13 protein-coding genes are annotated in these 24,443 nt (G+C 74.8%); 5 read left to right on the forward strand and 8 right to left on the reverse strand.

The genetic code is table 11. The features are described 5' to 3' along the window. Positions 1-220: 220 nt before the first annotated feature. The 3 genes from prfB to ACIBW6_RS04985 form a co-directional block, all read right to left on the reverse strand. On the reverse strand, positions 221-1,327 hold the full coding sequence (prfB, locus tag ACIBW6_RS04975) for a peptide chain release factor 2 (RefSeq protein ID WP_399056761.1): 1,107 nt from the start codon (positions 1,325-1,327) through the stop codon (positions 221-223). 204 nt (positions 1,328-1,531) lie between these two features. Then, positions 1,532-2,833, reverse strand: a complete 1,302-nt coding sequence (locus tag ACIBW6_RS04980; protein WP_399056763.1) for a protein kinase — start codon at positions 2,831-2,833, stop codon at positions 1,532-1,534. Between the two features lie 174 nt (positions 2,834-3,007). Continuing rightward, a complete protein-coding gene (locus tag ACIBW6_RS04985; protein ID WP_399057664.1) occupies positions 3,008-4,684 on the reverse strand; it encodes a serine/threonine-protein kinase in 1,677 nt (558 codons plus the stop codon). Between the two features lie 432 nt (positions 4,685-5,116). Between ACIBW6_RS04985 and ACIBW6_RS04990 the strand changes: the two genes are divergently transcribed. The 5 genes from ACIBW6_RS04990 to ACIBW6_RS05010 all read left to right on the forward strand — a co-directional run bounded on the left by ACIBW6_RS04990 (position 5,117) and on the right by ACIBW6_RS05010 (position 14,436). Beyond that, positions 5,117-9,121, forward strand: coding sequence for an FHA domain-containing protein (locus ACIBW6_RS04990; protein ID WP_399056766.1), 4,005 nt, complete (start codon positions 5,117-5,119; stop codon positions 9,119-9,121). A 460-nt stretch (positions 9,122-9,581) separates the two neighbouring features. Then, positions 9,582-10,958 carry an ABC transporter substrate-binding protein gene (locus ACIBW6_RS04995; protein ID WP_399056768.1) on the forward strand — a complete coding sequence of 459 codons (1,377 nt, stop codon included), beginning with the start codon at positions 9,582-9,584 and terminating at the stop codon, positions 10,956-10,958. A gap of 127 nt (positions 10,959-11,085) precedes the next feature. Beyond that, on the forward strand, positions 11,086-12,414 hold the full coding sequence (locus tag ACIBW6_RS05000; RefSeq protein WP_399057667.1) for a carbohydrate ABC transporter permease: 1,329 nt from the start codon (positions 11,086-11,088) through the stop codon (positions 12,412-12,414). Beyond that, positions 12,411-13,292: a carbohydrate ABC transporter permease gene (locus ACIBW6_RS05005; RefSeq protein ID WP_399056770.1), complete on the forward strand. Its 882-nt coding sequence runs from the start codon at positions 12,411-12,413 to the stop codon at positions 13,290-13,292. Before ACIBW6_RS05000 ends, ACIBW6_RS05005 begins: the two co-directional genes overlap by 4 nt. A gap of 256 nt (positions 13,293-13,548) precedes the next feature. Continuing rightward, complete coding sequence (locus tag ACIBW6_RS05010) at positions 13,549-14,436, forward strand: class I SAM-dependent methyltransferase (RefSeq protein WP_399056772.1); 888 nt, start codon at positions 13,549-13,551, stop codon at positions 14,434-14,436. An 18-nt stretch (positions 14,437-14,454) separates the two neighbouring features. Here the strand turns inward: ACIBW6_RS05010 and ACIBW6_RS05015 are convergent, their stop codons facing one another. The 5 genes from ACIBW6_RS05015 to ACIBW6_RS05035 all read right to left on the reverse strand — a co-directional run bounded on the left by ACIBW6_RS05015 (position 14,455) and on the right by ACIBW6_RS05035 (position 24,039). After that, positions 14,455-15,600 (reverse strand): glycosyltransferase, encoded by a 1,146-nt coding sequence (locus ACIBW6_RS05015; protein WP_399056774.1) that lies wholly within the window; start codon positions 15,598-15,600, stop codon positions 14,455-14,457. Beyond that, on the reverse strand, positions 15,597-18,338 hold the full coding sequence (locus ACIBW6_RS05020) for a CDP-glycerol glycerophosphotransferase family protein (protein WP_399056776.1): 2,742 nt from the start codon (positions 18,336-18,338) through the stop codon (positions 15,597-15,599). The genes ACIBW6_RS05015 and ACIBW6_RS05020 overlap by 4 nt, the downstream gene beginning before the upstream one ends. Continuing rightward, entirely contained in the window at positions 18,335-21,799 is a 3,465-nt protein-coding gene (locus ACIBW6_RS05025) for a CDP-glycerol glycerophosphotransferase family protein (RefSeq protein WP_399056778.1), read from the reverse strand. Before ACIBW6_RS05025 ends, ACIBW6_RS05020 begins: the two co-directional genes overlap by 4 nt. Before the next feature lie 167 nt (positions 21,800-21,966). Then, the gene (locus ACIBW6_RS05030; protein WP_399056780.1) at positions 21,967-22,845 is read right to left on the reverse strand and encodes a TylF/MycF/NovP-related O-methyltransferase; all 879 of its coding nucleotides are present in this window, start codon (positions 22,843-22,845) and stop codon (positions 21,967-21,969) included. Positions 22,846-22,905: 60 nt separating this feature from the next. Next, positions 22,906-24,039 (reverse strand): acyltransferase family protein, encoded by a 1,134-nt coding sequence (locus ACIBW6_RS05035; RefSeq protein WP_399056783.1) that lies wholly within the window; start codon positions 24,037-24,039, stop codon positions 22,906-22,908. Positions 24,040-24,443 lie beyond the last annotated feature (404 nt).

Genomic DNA, 24,443 nt, shown 5'->3' on the forward strand with positions numbered 1-24,443 from the left:
ACGCATGCCGCGCGCCAGCCTTCCCAGTTTTCAGACCGGCGTCAAGGTCGTTGCGCCTGGTTTGCCGCTGTATGGGGCGACTTGACCGTCGTACGGACATGTGACTGTGACGTAAAAGGCCGATAGTCCTTCACAGTTGGCCCAGTTGCGTCCGGACCGGGAAAACGCGAAGGCAACTGCCGCTGATTGCGCGGCAGTTGCCTTGTCGATAAATCGCGGGTTACTTCTCCTGCTGCTTGCGCCAGCGGATGCCCGCCTCGATGAAACCGTCGATCTCGCCGTCGAGCACCGACTGCGGGTTGCCGACCTCGAACTCGGTGCGCAGGTCCTTGACCATCTGGTACGGGTGCAGCACGTACGACCGCATCTGGTTGCCCCAGGAGCTGCCGCCGTCGCCCTTGAGGGCGTCCATCTTGGCCCGCTCCTCCTGGCGCTGGCGCTCCAGGAGCTTGGCCTGGAGGACGTTCATCGCGGTCGCCTTGTTCTGGATCTGCGAGCGCTCGTTCTGGCAGGAGACCACGATGCCGGTGGGCAGGTGGGTCAGGCGGACCGCGGAGTCCGTCGTGTTGACGCCCTGGCCGCCGGGGCCCGAGGAGCGGTAGACGTCGACGCGCAGCTCGGACTCGTCGATCTCGACGTGGTCGGTCTGCTCGACGACGGGGAGCACCTCGACGCCGGCGAACGACGTCTGCCGGCGGCCCTGGTTGTCGAAGGGCGAGATGCGCACCAGGCGGTGCGTGCCCTGCTCGACGGAGAGCGTGCCGTACGCGTACGGGACCTGGACGGCGAAGGTGGTCGACTTGATGCCGGCCTCTTCCGCGTACGACGTCTCGTAGACCTCGGTCTTGTAGCCGTGGCGCTCGGCCCAGCGCAGGTACATGCGCTGGAGCTGCTCGGCGAAGTCGGCCGCGTCGACGCCGCCGGCCTCCGCGCGGATGTTGACCAGGGCCTCGCGGGAGTCGTACTCACCGCTGAGGAGCGTACGGACCTCCATCTCGTCCAGCGCCTTCTTCACCGAGGTCAGCTCGGTCTCGGCCTCGGCCCGGGTCTCCGGGTCGTCCTCCTCCTCGGCCATCTCGAAGAGGACGGAGAGGTCGTCGATACGACCGCGCAGCGCCTCGGCCTTGCGGACCTCCGCCTGGAGGTGGCTCAGCTTGCTGGTGATCTTCTGTGCCGCCTCCGGGTCGTCCCACAGGGACGGCGCGGCCGCCTGCTCCTCGAGCACGGCGATATCTGCCCTCATCTTGTCGAGGTCCAGGACGGCCTCGATCGACTCCATGGTCGAGGAGAGGGACTTCAGCTCTTCGGAAACATCGACGACTGCCACGGGTCCAGCGTAACGGCTCCGCCGGGTGGCGGTGTGAGGCGTACCCCGGGGGTGGGGTGTGCGGGTTCGCGCCGTGGGGGGGGGGGTGGGTGGGTTCGTGGGCGGGTGCCCGTCCGGTGGGGGCTGGTCGCGCAGTTCCCCGCGCCCCTGTGATGCGCACTGCGTGCGGCATCACATCGGGGAGGACGGGGACCCGCCCCGCGCCTACGGTGCCGCCGGTGCCGAGTTGTTCTCGTCGGAGGGGGGCCGCTCCCCGTCCCCGGACGACGTCGCCGCCCAGATGCCGCCGCCCAGGGCCACCGCGAGGACGAGCCCGGCCACCCCCAGGGTGATGCGGCGGCGGCGCGCGGGGTGCCGGTTGCGGGCCGAGCCGGGGCGGGGGGCGCCCGTGGCGCGGGGGGCACGGGCCGTGCCGCGGGCGCCGCCCGCCAGCTCGTCCGGGGCCGGGACCCGCATCGAGGTGTGGGTGTCGCGGTTGGAGTCCGCCGGGGCGGCGCCGGGGACCAGGGAGACCGCGCCGCGGCGGGGCGCGGCCGCCCCGGACGGATCCGGCCCCGCCGGGCGGGAGGCTTCGGTGGCCGGGTCCGCGGCGGCTCCCTCACCGGCGCCGGAGGCGTCCGCGTCGTCGGGGCCGTCGGGGTCGTCGGGGTCGTCGGGGTCGTCTACGTCCAGCGGGGCCATGCCCGCCAGGAGGGGCCCCAGTTCGCGCAGGCGCGCGGCCAGCTCGGAGGCCCGCAGCCGGGACGCGGGGGCCTTGGCCAGGCACTGGATCAGCAGCTGCCAGAGCTCGTCGGGGATGCCGGGCAGCGGGACGACGGTCTCCGTGACGTGCCGGCGCAGGATCGCGCCCGGGTGCCCGCCGCCGAACGGGGTGAAGCCCGCGAGCAGCTCGTACAGGACGGTCGCGAGGGCGTAGATGTCGACGGCGGCGCGGGGCGGCAGGCCCTCGATGATCTCGGGCGCGAGGTAGTCGGGCGTGCCGATGATCTTCGTGGCGCGGGTGCGGCGCGGGGTGTCGATGAGCTTGGCGATGCCGAAGTCGGTCAGCAGCGCGGGGTGCGCGCCGCCGGGGCCGAGCGGGCCCTCCATGTCGAGCAGCACGTTCTCCGGTTTCACGTCGCGGTGCACGATCCCGGCGGCGTGCGCGGCGGCCAGCGCGTCGGCGACGTCCGCGGCGATGGCGACGGCGGCCTCGGGGGCCAGGCGCCGCTCGCGGTCGAGGCGGGTGCGCAGATCGGTGCCGCGGACCAGGTCCATGACCAGCGCCAGGTCGTTCCCGTCGACCACCAGGTCGCGGACGCCGACCACGCGCGGGTGGTCGAGGCTGAGCAGGGCGGTGCGCTCCTGGACGAAGCGGCCGACCAGTTCCTGGTCGGAGGCGAGGTCCTCGCGCAGCAGTTTGATGGCGACGGGACCGTCGGGTCCCTCGCCCAGCCACACCGTGCCCGCACTGCCGCGGCCCAGGATCTGGTGGGCGGTGTACCGGCTGCCGATCTTCCGTGCCAAGACTGCTCCTACAGACGCGTGTTGGCGCCCAAGCTACGCGGCCCGGACGCCAACCAACGCATCCGCGGGGGAAATCACCCGTCGGATGTCGACAAATCCGCAAACTCACGGTCGGTCGCGGGTCCGCGCCCGCTCGGGAACGCGTGCGAAACGCTCGTGAAACGGTCGCGCCCGCTACTGACCTCCCAGGTCACCGATCCAGCCGGTCACCGTCGTGAACCAGTCGGAGAGCTGGGCCCAGTACCCCTTGCCGGTGCCGATCCAGTCCTGGAGCGGGGTGAACTCCCAGACCAGCCAGCTCACCACGAAGAGGATCACGATCATGAACAGGCAGCCCTTGAGGCAGCCGAGACCGGGGATCTTCATCGGGTTGGCGCTGCGCCCGCGGGGCTCGCGCGGCTCCCGGGCCGGCGGTGCCTGGCGCGGCGGCGGCTGCGGCGGCGCGTACTGCTGGCGCTGCGGACGCTGCGGGGCGGCCTGCTGGGGCTGCGGGGTCTGGCGGCGCGGCTGCTGGGGCCGCTGCTGGGGCGCGTACTGCTGCGGCCGCTGCTGCTGCTCGGGACGCGCGACCTGGCGCTGCGGGCGGCGGCGCAGCGGGTCCTGGTTCGGGTCGAGGTACTGGACCTGCGTCTGCTCGTTGCGGTCGCGGGCCGCGCGCAGCTGGTTCTGCCAGGGGTGCGGGCCCTCCGGTTCGCCGCCGGCCGGGTTCTGACCCGGCTGGTGCGGCGGGACGGGCGGCATGACGGCGGTCGGGTCGGCGGCGCCGCGGTTCGGCAGCACGGACGTGGGGTCCGCGTCCCCGTACCCGCCGGGCTGGTTCCCCTGCTGCTGCATGACGCTGGTCGCCGCGTTCGGGTCGTACGAGGGCGCGTTGCCCGGCAGGACCTGCGTCGGGTCGGCGGCGCCGGGGGCGCCCGGGACCGGGGCGGGGTCGGGATCGGGGGCCAGCAGGGCGCCCACGCCCTCGGCCGCGGCGATCTGCGCGCTGTTGGCGTGCACGCCGATGCCCCCGGCGACGGTGCGCAGGGCGCGGGCGAGGTTCTCGGCGCTCGGCCGGTCGTCCGGGTTCTTGCGCAGGCAGCGCTCGATGACCGTCCACAGCGGGTCGGGGACGGTCGAGGGGCGGCGCGGTTCGGCGCTGAGGTGCTGGTGCAGGACTTCGAGCGCCGAGCCACCGGAGAACGGCGGCCGGCCGGTGATCAGCTCGTACAGCAGGATGCCCGCGCCGTAGATGTCGACGGCGCTGGTCTGCGGGCGGCCCTCGGCGGACTCCGGGGCCACGTACGCGGGCGTGCCGACGAACTCGTGCGTGCGGGTCAGGCCCGGGGAGTCGGCGAGGCGCGCGATGCCGAAGTCGGTGAGCATCGGGTGCATGCCCGCGCCCTCGTCCTGGTCCCATTTGAGCAGCACGTTCGCCGGCTTCAGGTCGCGGTGCACGACGCCGTCGGCGTGGCTGGCGGCGAGCGCGTCGGCGATCTGCGCGGTCAGCAGCGCGGCGGCGACCGGCGAGAACGGGCCGTTCTCGCGCAGGTAGCGGTGCAGGTCGGGGCCGTCGATCAGATCCATGACGAGGGCGAGCAGCTCGCCCTCGACGACCAGGTCGCGGGTGCGCACGATGTTCGGGTGGGTGAGACGCAGCAGGACGGAGCGCTCCCGCAGGAAGCGCATCACCACGTCCGCGTCGTTCGCCAGCTCCTCCTTGAGGACCTTGATCGCGACGGTCTCGCCCGGCTGCCCGGCGACGGCCGCCTCGGAGCCCGCGGTCTCGCGCTGGCGGGCCCGCCAGACGGTGCCCGTGGCGCCGCGTCCGAGCGGCTCCTCGAGCAGGTACTTGCTCCCTACCGGCCGCACGTCATGCGCTCCCTGCATCGGTACTTGCTTGGTCTGCACTTGCCTGGTCCCGGTCCCGGGTGTCGCGGCCCACTCTAGTGGCGGCGTCCGGGGTACCGGCGGTCGATCGCGGGGGCCTCCTGCCCGTCCCGGTGCCCGTCGCCCCGGGCACACCCGTGTCCGACGGGAAGACGCAAGGGCCGCGCCCTTGGTTGCCGCGCGGCGACGTGACCGATCTCAAGCGGCTGCCTTGCGGCCCGCAGCAGGCACTTTTGCGGGCAGAGCCGACCAATCAAGATCACTTACGGGTGGGGGGCGGGCGTGTTGTCGGTGGCAGGTGCGAGGATGCCTCCAGCACTGGCTGACGTGCCCGTAGCGATGGGGGAATCTGCGGTGGGGGGACCGCGGGCTGTTCCGTCCCGGGCGCCCGCGCAGAAGGGACCGCAGACGGCGATGCAGATCCGCCTTACCGTCGTAGACCCCCTGGGCACGCGCCCCGACGCGTCCGCGCGCGCGGGAGCCGCGGGCGGCGCGGTGGACGTCCTGGTCACCGCGCCCGGCGGCACCGCGCTCGCCGCCGTCGCCTCCGGCCTCGCCGCCGCCGTCGCGGGCGGCGACGCGCCGTCCACGGTCCTGTACGCGGGGGCCGAGCGGCTCGACGCGCAGCGCTGCCTGCTCGGCGACCCGCCGCTGATCGACGGGGCGGTGCTGTCGCTGGGCGCGCCCACCGACCCCGGGCCCGAGCCGGACGGCGCGGCCGCGCAGCTGCACGTGGTGGCCGGGCCGGACGCGGGCGGCGTCCACCTGCTGCACGGCGGGCAGATCCGCGTCGGCCGCTCCGCCGACGCGGACGTGCCGCTGGACGACCCGGACGTGTCGCGGCTGCACTGCGCGGTGACGCTGGCCGCTGATGGTGCGGTCTCGGTGGTGGACCTGGGCTCGACGAACGGCACGACGGTGGACGGCCGCCCCCTCGGCGACCGCCCCGTCCGCCTCTCCCCCGGCGCCCTCCTGCGGCTCGGCGAATCGGCCCTGCGGGTCGCTGTCGCGGGAGGCGCGGATGCCGCGGCGCCGGTGCGGACGGCGCCCGACGGGGAGGGCCACGTCCGCGTGAGCGTCCCCGGCCTGATCCCGTCCCAGCCCCCCGCGGACGGCTCCGCCGGGGGTTCGGCCGCGGGTGCGGGCCAGTCCGTACGCGGCTCCGGCCACGACGACCCGAGCGGGCCCGGGCGGGACCCTGGGCAGGGCGCCGGGGGCGAGGAGGGGGCTGGGGCCGGGCCCCGGCCGGTCTCCGCGTACGGCGATCAGGTCGGGCCCGGCCGGGCCCCCGGGGACGACGGGGCCGGGGCCGGGCGGGGCTCCGGTGATGGCGGGCAGGGCCGTGGTGGGCAGGCGGCCGGATACGGCGACGCGGGCGGTACCGGGCAGGCGGGCGGGTACGGCGACTCTGGCCGTGCCGGGCGGGCCGCCGGATACGGCGACGCGGGCGATACCGGGCAGGCGGCCGGATACGGCGACGCGGGCCGTGCCGTGCGGGCGGGCGGGTACGGCGACTCTGGCCCTGCCGGGCAGGCAGGCGGGTACGGCGACTCTGGCCGTGCCGGGCGGGCCGCCGGATACGGCGACGCGGGCCGTGCCGGGCAGGCGGGCGGGTACGGCGACGCGGGCCGTGCCGGGCGGGCCGCCGGAAACGGCGACGCGGACCCTGCCGGGCAGGCGGGCGGGTACGGCGGGGCGGGCGGTACAGGGCAGGCGGCCGGATACGGCAGCGCGGACCCTGCCGGGCAGGCGGGCGGGTACGGCGACGCGGGCCGTGCCGCGCAGGCGGGCGGGTACGGCGGGGCGAGTTGCAGCGGGCGGGGCTCCGGATACGGCGGCAGGGGTGAGAGCCTCCCCGGGCCCCGGCAGGCCTCCGCGTACGGCGCTGCGGGCGGTCGCGGCGCGGCCTCGTGGGACGGGGGCCGGGCGGGGGCCGGGGACGACGCCCGGGGCACGGCCGCTGCGGGGTCGTGGGGCGGGAGCCGGCGCGAGGGGCGGGACGGGTTCGCCCGGGGCGCCTCGGGCGCGGGGTCGGACGAGACGCGGCATGCGTACGGGGATGCCTCCTGGGGAGCCGCCGGGGAGGGGTACGGGGGCGGGGCCCAGGTGCCGGGGCAGGGTGGGCCGCCCGAGGTGGAGCGGACCCGGCTCGGCACCCCGCCGCGCGGCACCCCGCTGCCGCGTCCCGCGCGCCGGCGCGGCGGCCTGGGGCGGCTGTTGCGCCGCGGCCGCGACGAGCAGGACCAGCAGCACGAGATCCACGAACCGTACGCACTGCGCACCCCGCACACCCCCGAGCCCGTGCCGGCGGGCGTGACCGGGGCCACCGAGGAGACCTGGCCGGACGCCGCCGCGCTGCTGCTGACCGCGCTGGGCCCCGGGCCCCGGCTGTGGGAGCGCGGGCCAGGGCACCCCGAGGCGCTGGCCGTGCGGCTCGGCACCGTGGACCGCACGGGCCCGGACGGCGCGGGGCTGCTGCCCGCGGTGCCGGTGACCGTGGGGATCGCCGAGGCCGGCGCGCTCGGCCTGGCCGGTCCGCGGGCCCGCCTCACGGGGCTCGCCCGCTGCGCGCTCGCCCAGCTCGCCGCGCTGCACGCGCCGGACCGGCTGGAGATCGTACTGATCGCCACGGACCGCGCCCGGACCGTCGAGGAGCGCGTCGCGGAGTGGTCCTGGCTGGGCTGGCTGCCGCACGTGCGCCCGGCCCACGGGCAGGACTGCCGGCTGCTGCTCGCGTACGACCGTGACCAGGCGGCGGCGCGGACCGGCGAGCTGCTGCGGCGGCTCGACGACCACGCGGCGGGGTTCCGGCCCGGCCGCGCCGACCCGGCGGCGGGCGGGGACGGCACCGTCGTGCCGACGATCGTGGTCGTCGACGGCGACCCCGGTTCCGCCACGCTGCGGGAGGCCACCGCGCGGCTCGCCGCCGAAGGGGCCCCGGCCGGGATCCACGTCCTCGCGCTGGCCGAGGCGGCCCCCGCCTCCCCCGCGTCGCCCGTGGCGGAGACGTACGAGGAGGCGTGCGCGCAGAGCCCGGCGTTCCGGGCGTGCGGCGCGGTGGCGCTGCTCAGCGGGGACGTGGCGACGGCGCTGCGGCTGCACCGGGCGGCGCACGGTCAGCTCGCCGGGCACGGCACGGTCGCCACGGTGGACGCGGTGTCGCTCGCCTGGGCGCAGCGGTTCGCGCGGGCGCTGGCGCCGCTGCGTACGGACGCGGCGGGCGGCCCGGGGTCCCGGCAGGCCCGGGTGTCGGCGCCGCTGCCGCAGTCGGCGCGGCTGCTGGACGAGTTGGGCCTGGCGCGGGCCACCCCGGCGTCGCTGCTGGCCCGTTGGGCGGCGGCCGCGGACGATCCGGGGTCGCTGGGCGGGCGGGTGTGGGCGGTGCTCGGGGCGGGGCCGCGCGGCCCGGTCGCCGTCGATCTGGCCGCCGACGGGCCGCATCTGCTGATCGAGGGGCCCGCGGGCAGCGGCCGTACGGAGCTGCTGCGTTCGGTCACCGCGTCCCTGGCCGCCGCCGAGCGGCCCGACCGGCTCGGTGTCGTGCTCGTGGACGGGCAGGGCGGCGGTACCGGCGGCGAGCGCGGCCAGCGGGTGGACGGGCTGCGGGTCTGCACCGACCTGCCGCACGTGACGACGCACCTGGCGGCCAACGACCCGGTGCGCATGCGGGAGTTCGCGCAGTCGCTGACCACGGAGCTGAAGCGGCGGGCCGAGCTGACGGGGCGGACGCACTTCACGGAGTGGCACACGCAGCGGGCCGTCTCGGGCCGGATGGTGGCGCAGCGCGGCGCACCGTCCGCCGGGGGGCCGTCCTCCGGCGGGGCGGGCTCGGGCGGGGCCGCCGATCTGGACGCGCCGCCCAGCGCCGCCACGATCCGGCTGCGGCCCGGCGGGGCGCCGAAGCAGGCGGAGGCCGGGCCGGTGCTGCCGCGGCTCGTGGTGATCGTCGACGACCTGGACGCGCTGCTGGCGCCGCCGCTCGGCTCGCCGGGGCGGCCCGCCGCGGGGTCCGTCGTGCGGGCCCTGGAGGCGGTGGCGCGGGACGGGGAGCGGCTCGGGGTCCATCTCGTGGCGGCGTTCGCCTCCGGCGCGGCGCCGGGGTGGGCGGGGCTGCCGTCGGTGGTCCTTGACCCGGCCGGGTCGGGTGCGGAGGATCCGGCGCCGGGGCGCGGGGTTCTGCGGGGGGCCGACGGGCGGGACGTGGGGGTGCAGGCGGGCCGGGTGACCGGACGGATCCCCCGGACGGCCACGCAGCGGCCGACGGTGGTCGGGCTCGACTGGGCGCGGATGGGGGATCCGCCGGATCGGCGGCCCGTACGGGAGTTGGGGAACGGGCCGACGGATCTGGCGTTGTTGGCCAGTGCGCTGGAGCGGGCCGCTCGGTCGGTGGCGGCGCGGGAGGTGCCCTCGCTTCTGTGAGGGCCTGCGCTTGGGTGGACCCGGCAGGATGTGCGCCCGGCGGGGTTGTCGCGGCGGGGCTGCCCGTGTGCCCGGCAGCGGGGTTCGGGTCCGGGTCGTCGATGAGCGCGCCCGGCGCTGGGGGCCGCCTTGCCCACCCTGCCGCCCTTGGCGGCAGATTGCCCAAGGCGGGGGCGTCCTGCATTGCCTGCCGCTCTGGGCCCCGGACGGAGTCAGGAGGAGGCAGATTGCCCAGGGCGGGGAGCGCCCGCGTACTGGCGGGCCTCGCCCGGGAGGTCACCCGGGTGCTCGGGGCAACTCGTGCCCCGCGTAACGGCGTTGACGCATCACGACCCCGTCACGATCACCGCCGGGACGGCCCTGGCACTCTTGCCGGTTTCCCCTGGTCGGGCGTAGACCAGTGCGCACGGGACAGCGCTCAGTACGTACGTTCAGCGTTCAGGACGAGAACGGGGCAGCGATGCGCAGCACTCTTCGTACACCCATATTCCGCCGAGCCCTCGTGGCCGTGGCCGTCGGGTCACTGGCCCTCGGGCTCACCGCGTGCGGGGATGACGACAACGGCGACAAGAACGACAAGGCGAGCGGGGGCGACAGCACGAAACCCGCCTCCGGGGTCCGACTGCCGAAGCTGGACGGTGAGTCGCTGGAGATCGCCGCGGTGTGGACCGGCGACGAGCAGAAGAACTTCAAGCAGGTGCTGGCCGAGTTCGAGAAGCGGACGGGCGCCAAGGTGACGTTCGTACCGGCCCAGGACCCGATCATCAACTTCCTGGGGTCGAAGGTGGCCGGCGGGGCCCCGCCGGACGTGGCGATGCTGCCGCAGCCCGGCGCCATCAAGCAGGCCGTCGACAAGAAGTGGGCCAAGCCGCTCGGCAAGGACGCCCAGGCCCAGCTCACCAAGAACTACAGCCAGGGCTGGCAGGACCTGGGCAAGGTCGGCGGGACGCAGTACGCGGCGTACTACAAGGCCGCGAACAAGTCGCTGGTCTGGTACAACAACGCGGTCTTCGAGAACGCGGCGGCCAAGGAGCCCAAGACCTGGAAGGAGTTCCTGGCGACCGCCCAGTCGGTCTACGACTCGGGGGTGACGCCGATGTCGGTCGGCGGGGCCGACGGCTGGCCGCTGACCGACTGGTTCGAGAACATCTACCTCTCGCAGGCCGGCCCCGAGAAGTACGACCAGCTGGCCAAGCACGAGATCAAGTGGACGGACCCGTCCGTCAAGCAGGCGCTGACCACGCTCGCGCAGCTGTGGGGCAAGAGCGACTTCCTCGCGGGCGGCAACAAGGGAGCCGTGCAGACCGAGTTCACGAAGTCGGTCGAGCAGACCTTCACCGGCGGCGATCAGCCCAAGGGCGCGATGGTCTTCGAGGGCGACTTCGCGCAGGTCAACATCGGGCAGACCAAGGCGAAGATCGGCTCGGACGCCAAGGTGTTCCCGTTCCCCGCGGTCGGCGCGGACGCGCCGGTGGTCAGCGGCGGTGACGCCGCGGTGATCCTCAAGGACTCCCCGGCGGCGCAGGCCCTGGTGACCTGGCTGGCCTCGCCCGACGCGGCGACGATCCAGGCCAAGCTCGGCGGGTACCTCTCGCCGAACAAGAACGTGGACGTGTCGGCGTACCCGAACGAGGTGCAGCGCACCATCGCCAAGGCCGTCATCGACGCGGGCGACGACTTCCGCTTCGACATGTCGGACCAGACCCCGCAGGCCTTCGGCGGCACGCCCGGCAAGGGCGAGTGGAAGGCGCTCCAGGACTTCCTGGTGAACCCGAAGGACATCGCGGGCACCCAGGCGACGCTGGAGGCCGAAGCGGCCAAGGCGTACAAGGACTGACGCGGCGATGACCTCGGCCGCCGCCGGGGAAGGCCCGGACCGCACCGCCAGGGAGCCCGTCACCACGGGTGCACCGGCGGCGCCGTCCGGGCCCACCCCCGCCAGGAAACCCCCACGGTCCAAGAGCGTGACGGGCACCCGCAGAACGGTCGCCCTGCTCTTCCTGCTGCCCGCGCTCGTGCTGCTCGGCGCGCTGGTCGTGTACCCCATCGGGTACTCGCTCGTGCGCAGCTTCTTCGACGCGTCGGGCGGCTCGTTCATCGGGTTCGACAACTACGAGACGCTGTTCACCCGCGCCGACACCAAAGCGGCGATCAACAACAACATCTTCTGGGTGGTGCTCGCCCCGACGGTCGCCACCGCGCTCGGCCTGATCTTCGCCGTGCTCACCGAACGCATCCGCTGGGGCACCGCGTTCAAGCTGGTCGTCTTCATGCCGATGGCCATCTCGATGCTGGCCGCGGGCATCATCTTCCGGCTCGTCTACGACCAGGACCCGGAGAAGGGCGCGGTGAACGCGGTCTGGGTCGGCGTCCACGACACGTTCGCCGGGTCGTCCGCCTTCCCGAAGGCGCATCCGCGGCCCAACGGCGCGCTCGCCGGCAAGAGCGGCGGCCCCTACCTCACCAAGGAGCCGGTGCGGGCCGGGCAGCCGGTGAAGCTGGCGCTCGTCGGGGTCGCCGCCGACCAGATGCCGAAGGACGCGGCGCCGGCGAAGGAGCCGCGCGCCGCGGGCGCCGGGGTCACCGGCACCGTCTGGCAGGACTTCACCCTCGGCAAGGGCGCGGGCGGCCTGAACGGCATCGACGCCACCGAGCTCGGCTACCCGGGCATGCGGATCGAGGCGGTCAAGGGCGGCAAGGTGGTGGCGTCCGCGACGGCCGCGTCCGACGGCACGTTCAGCCTGCCCGCCGCGGCCGACGGCGCGCGGCTGCGGCTGCCGCCCTCGAACTTCGAGGAGGCCTACAACGGCGTCGACTGGCTCGGCGACAAGAAGTACTTCACGATCCACCTCGGCGGCTTCGACCTCTACCTCAACATCGTGACCACCTCGATCATGGTCTCGTACGTGTGGATGTGGGCGGGCTTCGCGATGGTGCTGATCGGGGCCGGTCTGGCGAGCATCCCCCGGGAGCTGCTGGAGGCGGCCCGGGTCGACGGCGCGAGCGAGTGGCAGGTGTTCCGCCGCGTGACGGTGCCGCTGCTCGCCCCGGTGCTCGCCGTCGTCCTGGTGACGCTGATGATCAACGTCCTGAAGATCTTCGACCTGATCTTCATCATCGCCCCGGGCTCCTCGCAGGACGACGCCAACGTGCTGGCGCTGCAGCTGTACCGGTCCGCGTTCAGCGAGGGCAACGAGGGGCTGGCCAGCGCCATCGCGGTCCTGCTGCTGCTCCTGGTGATCCCGGTGATGTGGTTCAACATGCGGCGCCTGCGGCGGGAGGAACGACGATGACCACCGTCGACGACACAGTGAAGAAGCCGCGGTCGCTCGCGAGCCGCGTCACCGACAAGGTCGGCAGCGGCGTCCTGCAGTTCGTCCTGGTCCTGGTCGGCGCGGTCTGGCTGGTGCCCACGGTCGGCCTGCTGTTCTCCTCGCTGCGCAGCCCCGACGACATGGCGGGCAGCGGCTGGTGGAAGGTGTTCGGCAAGCCGTCCCAGCTCACCTTCGACAGCTACGCCCGCCTCCTGGAGAACTCCGACGTCACCAGGTCCCTGGTCAACACGGCCCTGATCACGGTCCCCGCGACGCTGCTGGTGATCGTCATCGGCTCGCTGGCCGGATACGCCTTCGCCTGGATGGAGTTCCCGGGGCGCGACTGGTGGTTCCTCGTCGTGGTGGGGCTGCTCGTGGTGCCGGTGCAGCTCGCGCTGGTGCCGATCGCCAAGCTCTTCGGCGACATCGGGATCTTCGGGTCGATCTTCGGCGTGATCCTCTTCCACGTCGGGTTCGGGCTGCCGTTCGCGGTGTTCCTGCTGCGGAACTTCTTCGCGGAGATCCCCCGCGAGCTGCTGGAGGCGGCGCGGCTGGACGGCGCGGGCGAGCTGCGCCTGTTCCTGCGCGTCGTGATGCCGCTGGGCGGCCCGGCGATCGCCTCGCTCGGCATCTTCCAGTTCCTGTGGGTGTGGAACGACATGCTGGTCGCGCTGATCTTCACGGACACCGACAGCCAGCCGATCACGGTCGCGCTGCAGACCCAGGTCCGGCAGTTCGGCAACAACGTCGACGTGCTCGGCCCGGGCGCGTTCATCTCGATGGTGGTGCCGCTGGCGGTGTTCTTCGCGTTCCAGCGCCAGTTCGTCTCCGGTGTCATGGCGGGCGCCGTGAAGTAGCGGAGCGTCGTACGAGGTGAGGGGTGGGCCGGGACACGGTCCACCCCTCACCTCTGTTCCGGGCCCGCACCGGCTGTTCATCGCGCGGGACGGCTGCCCGTCGCTTTCCGGCCATCCTCCGGACACCCGGCGGTCCTACCCAGTGCTGATGGCCTCCGTGACCCGCACGTCCCTCCGGACCGGGCCCGCGCCTGCCCCCACGCCCCAGCACGGCTGTCCGCCCGCACCCCGAGCCCCATCCGACACGGGAGAAGACATGCAGCACGAGGCACCCGCTCTGCCACGCCCGGCCGCCCTCGACGAGGTCAAAGGCTGGTTCCACCCCATCGACCAGGTGCTCTTCGACTGGTTCCTGACCCGGCAGCGCGAGCGCGGGCAGGCGGGCGACCTGCTCGAACTGGGGGTCTACCTCGGCAAGAGCGCCATCTTCATGGGTCAGTACCTGGCCGACGGCGAGACGTTCACGGTCTGCGACCTCTTCGACTCCCCGGCCTCCGACACGGCCAACGACAAGGAGATGAACAAGTCGTACAGCACGCTGACCCGGACCGCCTTCGAGGCCAACTACCGTGCTTTCCACGAGGAGTTGCCACGGGTCGTCCAGGGCCCCTCACAGGTGATCACGGACCGGGTGGCGGCGGGCAGCTGCCGCTTCGTGCACGTCGACGCCTCGCACCTGTACGAGCACGTGCACGGGGACATCGCGGCGGCCCGCACCCTGCTCGGCGAGGACGGCGTCGTGGTCCTCGACGACTTCCGGGCCGAGCACTGTCCGGGCGTGGCCGCGGCCACCTGGGGCGCCGTCGCCACGACCGGGCTGAAGCCGCTGTGCATCACCGCGACCAAGTTCTACGGGACCTGGGGTGCCTTCGAGCCGGTGCGCGGCGACCTCGGCGCGATGCTCGCCGGGCGGGACGACTTCTGGCACGGGGCCGAGGAGGTCGCCGGGCACTCGATGATCCGGATCGACGGCCGCAGGGCGAAGCAGCCCGCGCAGCCGCGCTCCCGGTACGCCGCCGAGAAGCCGGAAGCGGAGTCGCAGCCGCAGCCGGAGGCGCAGGCCGCGTCGCAGCCCGCGGCGGCACCGCGGCAAAGCGGCTCCCGGTCCCGCAACCCGCTGCGCTCCCTGCTCGGCCGCCGCTGAAGCCCGTACGGGGCGGGGTCAGCGCTCCAGGAGCGCGAACAGGTCCTCCCACAGCTCCAGGACGCGCTCCTCGGAGAACCGCTGCACGTTGACCCGGGCCCGCTCCCCCATCGCGTCCCGCAGCCGCGGGTTGCCGGTCAGGCGCAGCAGCCGGTCGGCGAGGGCGTCAACGTCGCCGACCGGGGCGAGGAGGCCGTCCTCGCCGTCGCGGACGATCTCGCGGACGCCGGGCGCGCAGTCGAACGCGGCGCACGGCACGGCCCCGGCCATCGCCTCCATGAGGGCCAGCGGGAAGCCCTCGCCGCGGGAGGACTGCACGAACACCGAGGAGGCGGCGAGGGCGCCGGGCACGTCGTCGGTGCGCCCGCGCCACCGCACCGACCCGTCGAGGCCCAGCTCGCGGCAGTGCCGGCGCAGCTGGGGCTCGTCGGCGCCCGCCCCGTACACGTGCAGCTGCCAGTCCGCGCGGAACGGCGCGACCTTCGCCCAGGTGTCGAGGAGCATGTCGACGCCCTTCTGGTCGGCGAGCCGGCCGATCGAGCAGACCACCTTCTCCGTGCGCGGGGAGGGCACGTCGGGCAGGTGGGCGAGGGCGTTCGGCATGAAGTCCACGTTGTTGAGGCCCTCGGCCGCCCAGACGTCGGCGTCCTCCTGGGTGAGCACCAGCCAGCGGTCGACGTGCGGGTAGTGCCGCTTGATCCAGTGGTAGCGGTGGCTCGCGCGCGAGTACGCGAACGACTCGTGGCTCATCCCGACGACCGTGAGGTGCGAGGTGTCGATCTCGCGCAGCCACTCCATCGGCCACACCTGCGTGACGACGACGACGGAGCCGGGCGGCGCGGGGGCGAGGACCGACTCCAGCGTGGCGCGGGCCCGCTTCTTCGCGGCGACCCGCCGGCGCTCGGCGCGCCGGGCGGGCAGGCTGAACCTGCGGGCGCCGCGCAGCGGCCGCGCGGTCGCCGGATGCCGCTCGTAGAGGCTGGTCACGGCGTAGCCGGGGGCCTGGGGCACCGCCATCTTCAGCTCGGACTCGTGGACGCCGACGACGTGCACGCGGTGGCCCGCGCCGGTGAACAGGCGGGCCATCTGGTGGGTCCAGGCGGTGACTCCGCCGAGTTCGTCGGTGCTGTTGGCGACGAGGAAGAGGTCGCGGGCCGCGGTCATGAACCTGCCTTTCGCGTGAAGAGCGCGTCGACGACCGCGCGGGCGGCCCCGCCGTCGTCGTACGTGCCGAACTCGGCGGCGAACGCGCGCCGCGCCTCCTGCCAGTCGCCGTCGGCCTCCTTGATCCCGGCGAGGACGCGGTGCAGCTCCTCCTGGGTCTCGGCGACCGGGCCGCCGGCGCGGGCGCGCAGGTCGAAGTAGCTGCCGCGCTCGGCGGTGTACGCGTCGAGGTCGGGCGCGAAGTGCACGAGCGGGCGGTCCAGGAGGGCGTAGTCGAACATGACGGAGGAGTAGTCGGTGATCAGTACGTCGGCCAGGCACAGGAGTTCCTGGACGTCGTGGTGGGCGCCGACGTCCAGGACGGTGCCGGGCGGGGTGGCGGGCAGCGCCGCCGCCTCCAGGTAGTGGGCGCGCACCAGCAGCACGTGCGTGTCACCGAACCGTTCGGCGAACGCCCGTACGTCGAGCGGCAGTCGGGCCGTCCGGTTCTTCGGGGTGCCGCGGAAGGTGGGCGCGTACAGCACGACCGTCCGGTGGTCGGGGATGCCGAGGGCGGCGGCGGGGGCCGGGCGGGGGAAGCGGCCCTCGCGCTCGTCACGCCTCCTGGCCGCCACCAGCCGGTCGTTGCGCGGGTAACCGACGCGCAGCAGCCGCTCCTCGGGCAGGCGGTAGGCGCGGGCCAGGGTCCGCACGTCGTGCTCGGAGCGGACGAGGAAGTGGTCGAACCGGGCGACGGCGCGCGCGAGCCTCTCGCGCTGCGGGGCGTTCTGCGTGCGGTGCCGGATCTCGTCGAAGCCCATCCGCTTGTACGCGGAGCCGTGCCAGGTCTGGAGGTACGTGGTGTGGCGCGGCTTGTCGAGGGCGTGCGGGAACCCCTGGTTGTCGACCCACCATTCGGCGCGCGCGAGGGCCCACAGGTACCGCCAGGACCAGCGGCGCACGAGGGTGGCGTCCGTGGGGAAGCCGGCCGGGGACGTCGCGTAGGACCACACGACGCGCGCCCCGCGGCGCCGGGCCACCAGTTCCTCGTGGACGGCGCGCGGGCTGTCGCTGTAGCTCTTGCCCATGTGGCTCTCGAAGACGACGGTGCCGCGGCTGACCGGGAGGTGGCGCAGGAACCGCTGGTAGACGCGGGTCTTGAAGCGCCGCGTGTGCAGGGCGTCGTACCGCCTCCGGAGCTTCTTGCCGAGCGTGCGCAGCGCCCGGGCGGGCCGGAAGCGGGTGAGGTAGCGGGCGACGGCGGCGGCCGTGCGGGCGGGCCGGGCGCGGGGCAGCAGGCACAGGGCGAGGTGGTGGCGGGCGGTGACGTAGGGCTGCCAGGTGTCGCCGGTGAGCCGGGTGAGCCGGGGCCGGGCCGGGAGCGCGGCGGCCGGTCCTGGCACGGTGTCCGGCCCGGCGCACAGGTCGAGCGGGCGCAGCAGTGCGCCGTCGGCGGCCAGGCGCAGCCGCAGGTCCCAGACGCGGTCGCCGATGCCGCGCGGGCGCAGGGCCCGGGTGAGCGGCACGGCGGCCCGCCAGGCGAGGGTGGCGCCGCCCTGGAGCCGGACGTCGTCGGCGGGCACGGTCACCGTCCGGCTCCCGCCGCGCACCCGCAGGTCGAGGGTGCCGGTGAGGGCCTGCGGGCGGGCGTCGCCGGTCAGGCCGAGCGGCACGACGGTCTCGCCCTCGACGACGAGCAGGCCGTCCTCGCGGGCGCAGCGGGTGACGCGGGTGAGGAGGGCGAGTCCGGTGAGCGGCGTGTACTGGTGGCCGAGTTCGGTCACGTCGTACGCGGGGCCCCGGTGCTCCGGGCTCCAATGGACGCGGCCGTCCGTGCGGGTCAGCGCGGAGACGACGGTGCCGGGCCGTTGCAGGGCGTGCGCGGCGCGGTGCACGCCGTCGGCGTCCCCGGCGGCGAGCAGCGCCACGGCGACGCGCTCCAGGGGCGCCAGCCCGTCGAGCGCGGCCGCGTCGAGCAGCCCGTCGAGCAACCGCGCGGATTCGGCGGCCAGTTCGGCGCGGCGGGCGCGGGGAAGTCCGGGGAAGGCGCGGACCAGGGGCAGCACGTCGTCGGCGGCGAAGGCGTGGGTGCGGGCCGCGCGCAGCGCGGGGTCGGTGAGCAGGGCGAGGGCGTGCCGGTGCCGGGCGGCGGCGGCCTGGAGCCCGGTGCGGGGGTCGGGGGCGGCGCGGTGCGTGGTGATCAGCTGCGGGACGAGGGCGATGCGCCGGGCGGCGAGCGCGAGGTCGAGCCCGTCGCGGGCGCCGGGGGCGGCGGCCTCCAGCAGGGTCCTGCGCACGCAGTACCCGGCGGTCAGCGCGGGCCGGGTCAGCAGCTCCGGCGCCTGGTCCGCGGCGGTCAGCACCCGGGAGCGCGCGTACAGGGCGCTCTGCCAGGCGGGGCTGTGTTCCTTCGAGCCCTTCGAGTCCTTCGTGCCGGTGCCGGTCAGCCGGGTCCAGCGGCCGGCGATCAGGTCGGCGTCGGTGCGGCGGGCGGTGGCGTGGAGGTTGCGGCAGGCGTCGCGCTCCAGGAGTTCGCCGGCGGCCAGCGGCAGGACGTACGTGCCGCGGGGGGCGCCGGTGCGGGCCCGGCCGGGGTGGGCGGCGGCCGCCTCGGGGGCGCCGTCGCCGGTGAGCACGGCCTCGGTGCGGCCGTGGGTCTGGTCCTGGACGGAGCGCAGGGTGGCGGTGAGCCGCGCCGGGTCGGTGCCCGCCGGGCAGTCGAGGAGGACGCTGACGTCAGGGGTGGTGGCGGGGGTCATCGGTGGCCTCCGTCCGCGCCGTGGGCGAGCATCGCGTCGGCGACCTGCGCGGCGGCGCTGCCGTCGTCGAGGTCGCAGAACGCCTCCCGGAACCGCGCGTAGGCGTCCCGGTGCCCGGCGACCGCGGCGTCCGGGTCGAGGAGCGCGGCGATCACCTCGTCGCTGCTGCGCAGCAGCGGGCCGGGCGCCTGGGCGGTGAAGTCGAAGTAGAAGCCGCGCAGGGAGTCCCGGTAGTGGTCGAGGTCGTAGGTGTGGAACAGCATCGGCCGGCCCGTCTGCGCGAAGTCGAACATCATCGAGGAGTAGTCGGTGACCAGGACGTCCGCGACGAGCAGCAGGTCGGCGGCGTCCGGGTACCGGGTGACGTCGCGCACGAAGTCGTTCTCGGGGACGCAGCCGCCGACCAGGTAGTGGCGGCGCACCAGCAGGACGTGGTCGTCGCCGAGGGCGGCCCGGGCCGCCGCCAGGTCGAGCTGGAGGTCGAGCCCGTACCGGCCGGAGCGGCGGGGCTGGTTCTCGCGCCAGGTCGGCGCGTAGAGGATGACGCGCTTGTCCTCGGGGACGCCCAGGCGTTCGCGGACGGCGGTGGCGTGCTTCTCCCGGTCGGGGGCGTGCAGCACGTCGTTGCGCGGGTAGCCGCCGGCGAGGACGGAGCCGGTGTAGCCGAAGGCGCCGCGCAGGACCGGCGTGGCGAAGCTGTTCGGGGAGACGAGCAGCGACCACTGGTCGGCGCGGGCGGGCAGCGTGGCGATGTACTGGGCGTCGGCGGAGGCGTTGCCCAGCAGGTCGCGGCCGATCCGCTTGAGCGGGGTGCCGTGCCAGGTCTGGACGACGTACTGGCCCTCCGCGCGCTCGAACCAGGCGGGCAGGTGCGTGTTGGTGACGATGTACCGGCTGCGGGCCAGCGCCTCGTGCCACGCGGCGCTCCACATGGCGACGGGGGTGGCGCCGGGCGGCAGTTCGACCTGCTGGTCGCGGAAGGCCCACAGGTGTTCCAGGGGGACGCCGCGGGCCTCCAGCTCGGCGTGGACGGCGCGCGGCGAGTCGGAGTACTGGCGGCCGTCGAAGCTCGTGTAGAGGACGGCGTCGCGGCGCGGCAGGGTGCGCTGGACCACGTAGGCCCGGCGCAGCGCCTGCTGGGCGCCGCGGCCGCGGTCCGCTTCGGGCAGTGAGGTGCCGGAGGTGAGCAGGAGGTGGTCGTGGTGGCGGCGCTGCACGACGAAGTCGCGGCCGCCGAGCGTCCGGACGAGCGGCAGGTCCGGGTGGCGGACGGGTGCGACGAGGACGGGGACGCGCCCGTCGGGGTCGCTGTCGCCGCTCGCGCGCAGCGACGGGTACCAGTTGCCCTCGGCCAGCGGCAGCGTCCCGGCCGGTCCGGGGAGCGCCTGCGGGGACAGGACGGCCTCGAAACGGCCGTCGGCGAGCCGGAGCGGCACCACGGCCTCCTCGTCGTGGCCGCTGTGCACGAGGACCAGTTCGCGGCGGGCGGTGTCCGGGTAGCTGCCCGCGAGCAGCAGCCGGCCGTCCTCCTCCCAGCGGACGGTGTCGACGACGGGCCGGACCGTCTGGTCGCGCAGTTCGGTGTTGCCGGAGGCGTTGGCGAGCACCATCAGCTCGCGGCCGCCGCCGAGGCCGTAGCGGCCGGGCGCGGTGTCGGGGCGCGCGGCGAGGGGGGTCGCCTCGCCGTCCGCGCCGACCAGGGCGACGCCCCAGGGGTCCGCGGGGCCCTGCGCGCCGCCGAAGAGGGAGAGCGGCACGTCGGCGGTGAAGGTGCGCCCGTCGCGGGTGAGCGGCAGGTCGTGGGCCTCCTTGGTCCGCCAGTTCTCGACGCGTACGGCGACCGGCGCGGGCTGCCTCGCGGACTTCAGCTCGCCGGTGACGCGCACCCGCCGGCCGTCGCTCTCGTGCCCGGCGAGGCGCGCGCGCAGCCGCTCCACGCGCAGGCGCAGCCGGCCGCGCTGGAGGGTGGGGCTGATCCGCAGGAAGTCGTCGAGGTGGCGCACGGGCAGCGGGCAGGTGCCGCTCATCCGGACCGGTCCGGTGCGCGGCAGCAGGCCGCCCGCGTACGCGCCCAGCTCCAGCTTCCAGGTGGTGGCGGCCCGCCGGGTGACCAGCCGCGCCGGGTCGAGGGCGGTCTCGAACCCGGTCCGGTCGTAGCTGTGCAGCCCCTGCCGGGAGGCGAGGGTCGCCTCGCGCGAGCGGACGGTGCGCAGCCACAGCGGCACCGCGCGGCGCCGGCCCGCGCGCAGCCAGGCGACGCGGACGCGGGCGCGGATGCGGCCCGGGGGGAGGTTGCGCACGTACGCGTAGCCCTTGAGGCGCAGCAGGCCGTCCTCGCTCCAGGCGGCGTGCGTGACGCGGGCCTCCAGCGGCAGTTCGGCCCGGGTGAGGGCGGCGGCCTTGCGGGGCAGCCGGCCGGTCAGGGCGGGGAAGTCGGCGCGCCGGCCGCGCAGTCCGCGGCGGACCCGGAAGGCACCGGAGTTGGCGTTCTCGTACGCCATGAAGGCGAGGAGTTCGGTGAGGCGGCGCTCGCGGATCAGCCGCCAGCGCACCCGCAGGCCGAGCGGCAGGGTGTCGACGACGGCCGGGTCGACGCGGTCGGCGAAGGCGTTGGCGTGGTCCAGGAACGCCTCGTGGTAGGCGGCGTCGCCGTCCGGGAGCGCCTCCATGAACATCCACAGGTCGCCGCCGAGCACGGAGGCGTCGTAGCGGCGCTTGCCCTCCTGCCACTCGGGGCGTCCGGCGAGGAAGCGGCTGACGTGGGTGACGGAAGCGGTGCGGTCACGCACGGCGCGCGGCAGGGCACGGCGGTTGGAGATGGAGCCCTCGCGGTCGCGCCACAGGTAGACGGTCTCCTCCAGGACGTCGACGGAGCGCGCCAGGAAGTGGGCGGGCAGCACGACGGGGATGTCCTCGAAGAGGACGCCTTCGGGGAAGGCGAGGGCGTGTTCGTCCCAGAAGGCGCGCCGGAAGACCTTGTTGCAGGCGATGCGGTCGGCGAGCAGGTCCCAGTCCCGGGTGACGTGGGTGGCGACGCGGCCGGCGGCCATCACCTTGCGGAACATGGGCGACTGGTCGGCGGTGCCGTCGGCGCGCAGCCGGAAGACGTTGCCGGTGACGAAGTCGGAGCCGGACTCCTCAAGGGTGGCGAGCATCAGCTCGTAGGCGCCCTCGGGGATGACGTCGTCGCTGTCCACGAAGGCGAGGTGGCTGCCGGTGGCGTGCCGGACGCCGGTGTTGCGGGCGGCGCCCAGGCCCGCGTTGGCCTGCTCGACCAGCCGGAACCGGGAGTCCTGCGCGGCGTACGCGCGTGCGATCCCGCCGCTGCCGTCGGTGGAACCGTCGTCGACCAGCACGACCTCGAGGTCCGGCACGGCTTGGGCCGCCAGCGACTCCAGGCAGGCGCCGAGGTACTCCTCGACGTTGTATACGGGGACGACGACGGTGAGGCGGGGTGTCATGCGCTGCGCACATTCCTTCCGGCGGACGACGGGGGGCCTTCGGGTGGACAACCGGTGCCGCCGTGCCCGGTCACCGGTCCTGGGCCATCTGGGTGAGCGCGCGGCGGCCCCCGCACCGGGCGGCGCGGGGACCGGACGTCACGGGCGGGCGGGGCGGGCGCGCGGGGTCACGGCTTCACCGCGATGCGCCCTTCGTCCATCCGCAGCAGCAACAACCGCTCCCCGGTCCGCTCGAGGAACTCGTCGACGGCCTGGCGGGAGCCCTGCCAGTAGCCGTAGTCGTCGATGAGCAGGACGCCGCCGGGGACCAACCGGTCGTAGAGGTGGTCGAGTTCGTGCTTGGTGGAGGCGTACCAGTCGGTGTCGAGCCGCAGGATCGCGATCCGGTCCGGCGCCTGACCCGGCACGGTCTCCTCGACCTTGCCCTGCACGTAGTGGACGCGCTCGGCCGGGTACGGCACCTGCTCGAAACCGGACCTGACGTCGTCGAGGGTGGCGTACGCCCAGATCGCGTTCTCCTTGCCGTGCCGGGCGAGCATGTCGGCGGCGGGCGTCCCGTCACGGCGCAGGTCCTCGTCGGTCGGCGGGGTCATCCCCTCGAAGGTGTCGAAGAGGTACAGGTCGCGGTCGGTGGCGCCGCAGCCCAGCAGCGTCTTGGCGCAGGCCTGCATGGAACCGCCGCGCCACACCCCGCACTCGACGATGTCGCCGGGGATGCCGTGCCGGACGACGTACCGGGTGGCGAGGATGAACGCGTTGAGCCGCTCGGGGGACGTCATGGTCCACGGCTTGACCGCGCGGATCGTCTCCTTGGCCTCGTCGTCGTAGTCGACGGGCAGCCGCGGCCCCTTGCTCGTGCTCGCGCTCGCGCTTGCGCTCTCGCTCTCGCTCTTGCCGGGGCCGGGCGCGGGCGGTGCGGGTGGCGTGGGGGGCGCGGGCTCGGGGGCCTTCGGCGCCTCGGCGCGCGGGGCGGGCACCCGCGGCCGGGTCAACTGGTATCCGGTGAGGGTCCGGAGGGCGTCGTTGACAGCTTTCTTCCATGCCATGGAGCGGGACACTACGCCCAAATGCCCCGCCATGTCACGCACTGTCAACTGGCCGTCACACTACGTGCTTTGGCTCCGGCTCCACCAGCGGCGGGCCGGTTCCTCGACGTAGGTGTACGCGGCCCAGGACAGCGCGACGACGACGGAGGCGACGCCGAGCAGCGTGAACACGGACAGGTTGCCCGGCTCGGCCCGGCCCCAGCGGTCGAGGATCAGCCGGTTCACGGTCTGGTGCAGCAGGTAGAACGCGTACGACCAGGCCCCGAGCCGCACCATGACCGGGGTGCAGAGCCAGCCGCGCCACCCGGCCCGCTCGCGCTGCACGTACGCGACGATGACCAGCGCGGAGAAGAGCGCGACCAACGGGCGTACGGTCCACGCCAGTTGGTCGGCTACGGCGCCGGGGCACCAGGTGGCGCGGTGTACGTACACCACCGTGTACCCGGCGAAGAGCGCGGCGAGGACGCCGGGCCGCAGCGGCAGGCGCAGGCCCCGGCCGACGGCGAGCGCGAGCGTGAGTCCGAGCGCGAACTCGGGCAGCCGGGTCACCGGGAGCCGCATCAGCCATTCCCGGTGGAACGGGGAAAGGTGCGCGGCCGCCCACCAGTTGACGGCCCACATCGCGACGAGCCCGGACCCGGAGAGGGCGAACAGGGTCCGGGTGCGCAGCCGGTAGGCGCCGCGGATGACGAACGGGAAGAGCAGGTAGAAGAAGACCTCGACGCTGAGCGTCCACGACACGCCGTTGCCGGGGAACATCGGGACGACGCCCGGGAACCAGGTCTGCACGAGCACCAGCGACGCGAGGAAGCTCGGCAGGTCCCACGGCACCCCGCCCCACACGTGGAACACCCAGATGCAGGGCACGGTCGCGGCGAGGTGCAGCGGCAGGACGCGGCCCGCCCGGCGCCGGTAGAACTCCTTGGCGCCGCTGCCCGCGCGGTGGCCCCAGGCGAGCAGGAAGCCGGACAGGACGAAGAAGAACCCGACGCCGTTGACGCCCATCGTGGTGTAGGGGAACAGCACGGGCGCGTGGGCGACGCCGCCGGAGGGGCTCGCGCCCGTGAAGTGGTGCGCGAAGACGGCGAACGCGGCGAGGAACCGCAGCCCCGTGAGCGAGTCGAGCCGCCCGGCCCGGGCCGCGCGGGCGCGCTGCCGCAGCGGCGGCTGAGCGGGGAGAAGCGCGGTGGTCACAGCCGCACCCACCGCCCGGCGAGGGGGACGGGGTGAGCGCCGCCCGGCGGCTTCCGCCGGGCGACGGGAACCACGGGCGCGGCCGGCCGGAGTCCGACCGAGGCGATCGGCCGGGCACTCCTCCGCGGGCCACGCTCACCCGGCCCCCGCCACGCGACCGGGACCACCGGCGCGGGCGGCCTGAGTTCCGCCAGGGGGATCGGGCGGGCGGTGCCGTGCGGGGCCTCGTCGTGCGGGGGCCGCCATGCGTCGGCCGACGGCACCGGCTCGGCCTGCGGAGACGGCTGAGCGCTGCCGCCCGAATCGCCCTCACCCGGCCCCCGCCACGCGACCGGGACCACCGGCGCGGGCGGCCTGAGTTCCGCCAGGGGGATCGGGCGGGCGGTGCCGTGCGGGGCCTCGTC

It is taken from the genome of Streptomyces sp. NPDC049813 (assembly GCF_044465085.1).
Taxonomy (GTDB): Bacteria; Actinomycetota; Actinomycetes; order Streptomycetales; family Streptomycetaceae; genus Streptomyces.

Excerpts from the sequence above, each read along its gene's own strand:
- ACIBW6_RS04990 (WP_399056766.1), top strand. The coding sequence starts at position 5,117 with ATGCAGATCCGCCTTACCGTCGTAGACCCCCTGGGCACGCGCCCCGAC.
- ACIBW6_RS05020 (WP_399056776.1), bottom strand. The coding sequence starts at position 18,338 with ATGACCCCCGCCACCACCCCTGACGTCAGCGTCCTCCTCGACTGCCCG.
- ACIBW6_RS05030 (WP_399056780.1), bottom strand. The coding sequence starts at position 22,845 with ATGGCATGGAAGAAAGCTGTCAACGACGCCCTCCGGACCCTCACCGGA.
- ACIBW6_RS05025 (WP_399056778.1), bottom strand. The coding sequence starts at position 21,799 with ATGACACCCCGCCTCACCGTCGTCGTCCCCGTATACAACGTCGAGGAG.
- ACIBW6_RS05005 (WP_399056770.1), top strand. The coding sequence starts at position 12,411 with ATGACCACCGTCGACGACACAGTGAAGAAGCCGCGGTCGCTCGCGAGC.
- ACIBW6_RS05015 (WP_399056774.1), bottom strand. The coding sequence starts at position 15,600 with ATGACCGCGGCCCGCGACCTCTTCCTCGTCGCCAACAGCACCGACGAA.
- ACIBW6_RS04995 (WP_399056768.1), top strand. The coding sequence starts at position 9,582 with ATGCGCAGCACTCTTCGTACACCCATATTCCGCCGAGCCCTCGTGGCC.
- ACIBW6_RS05010 (WP_399056772.1), top strand. The coding sequence starts at position 13,549 with ATGCAGCACGAGGCACCCGCTCTGCCACGCCCGGCCGCCCTCGACGAG.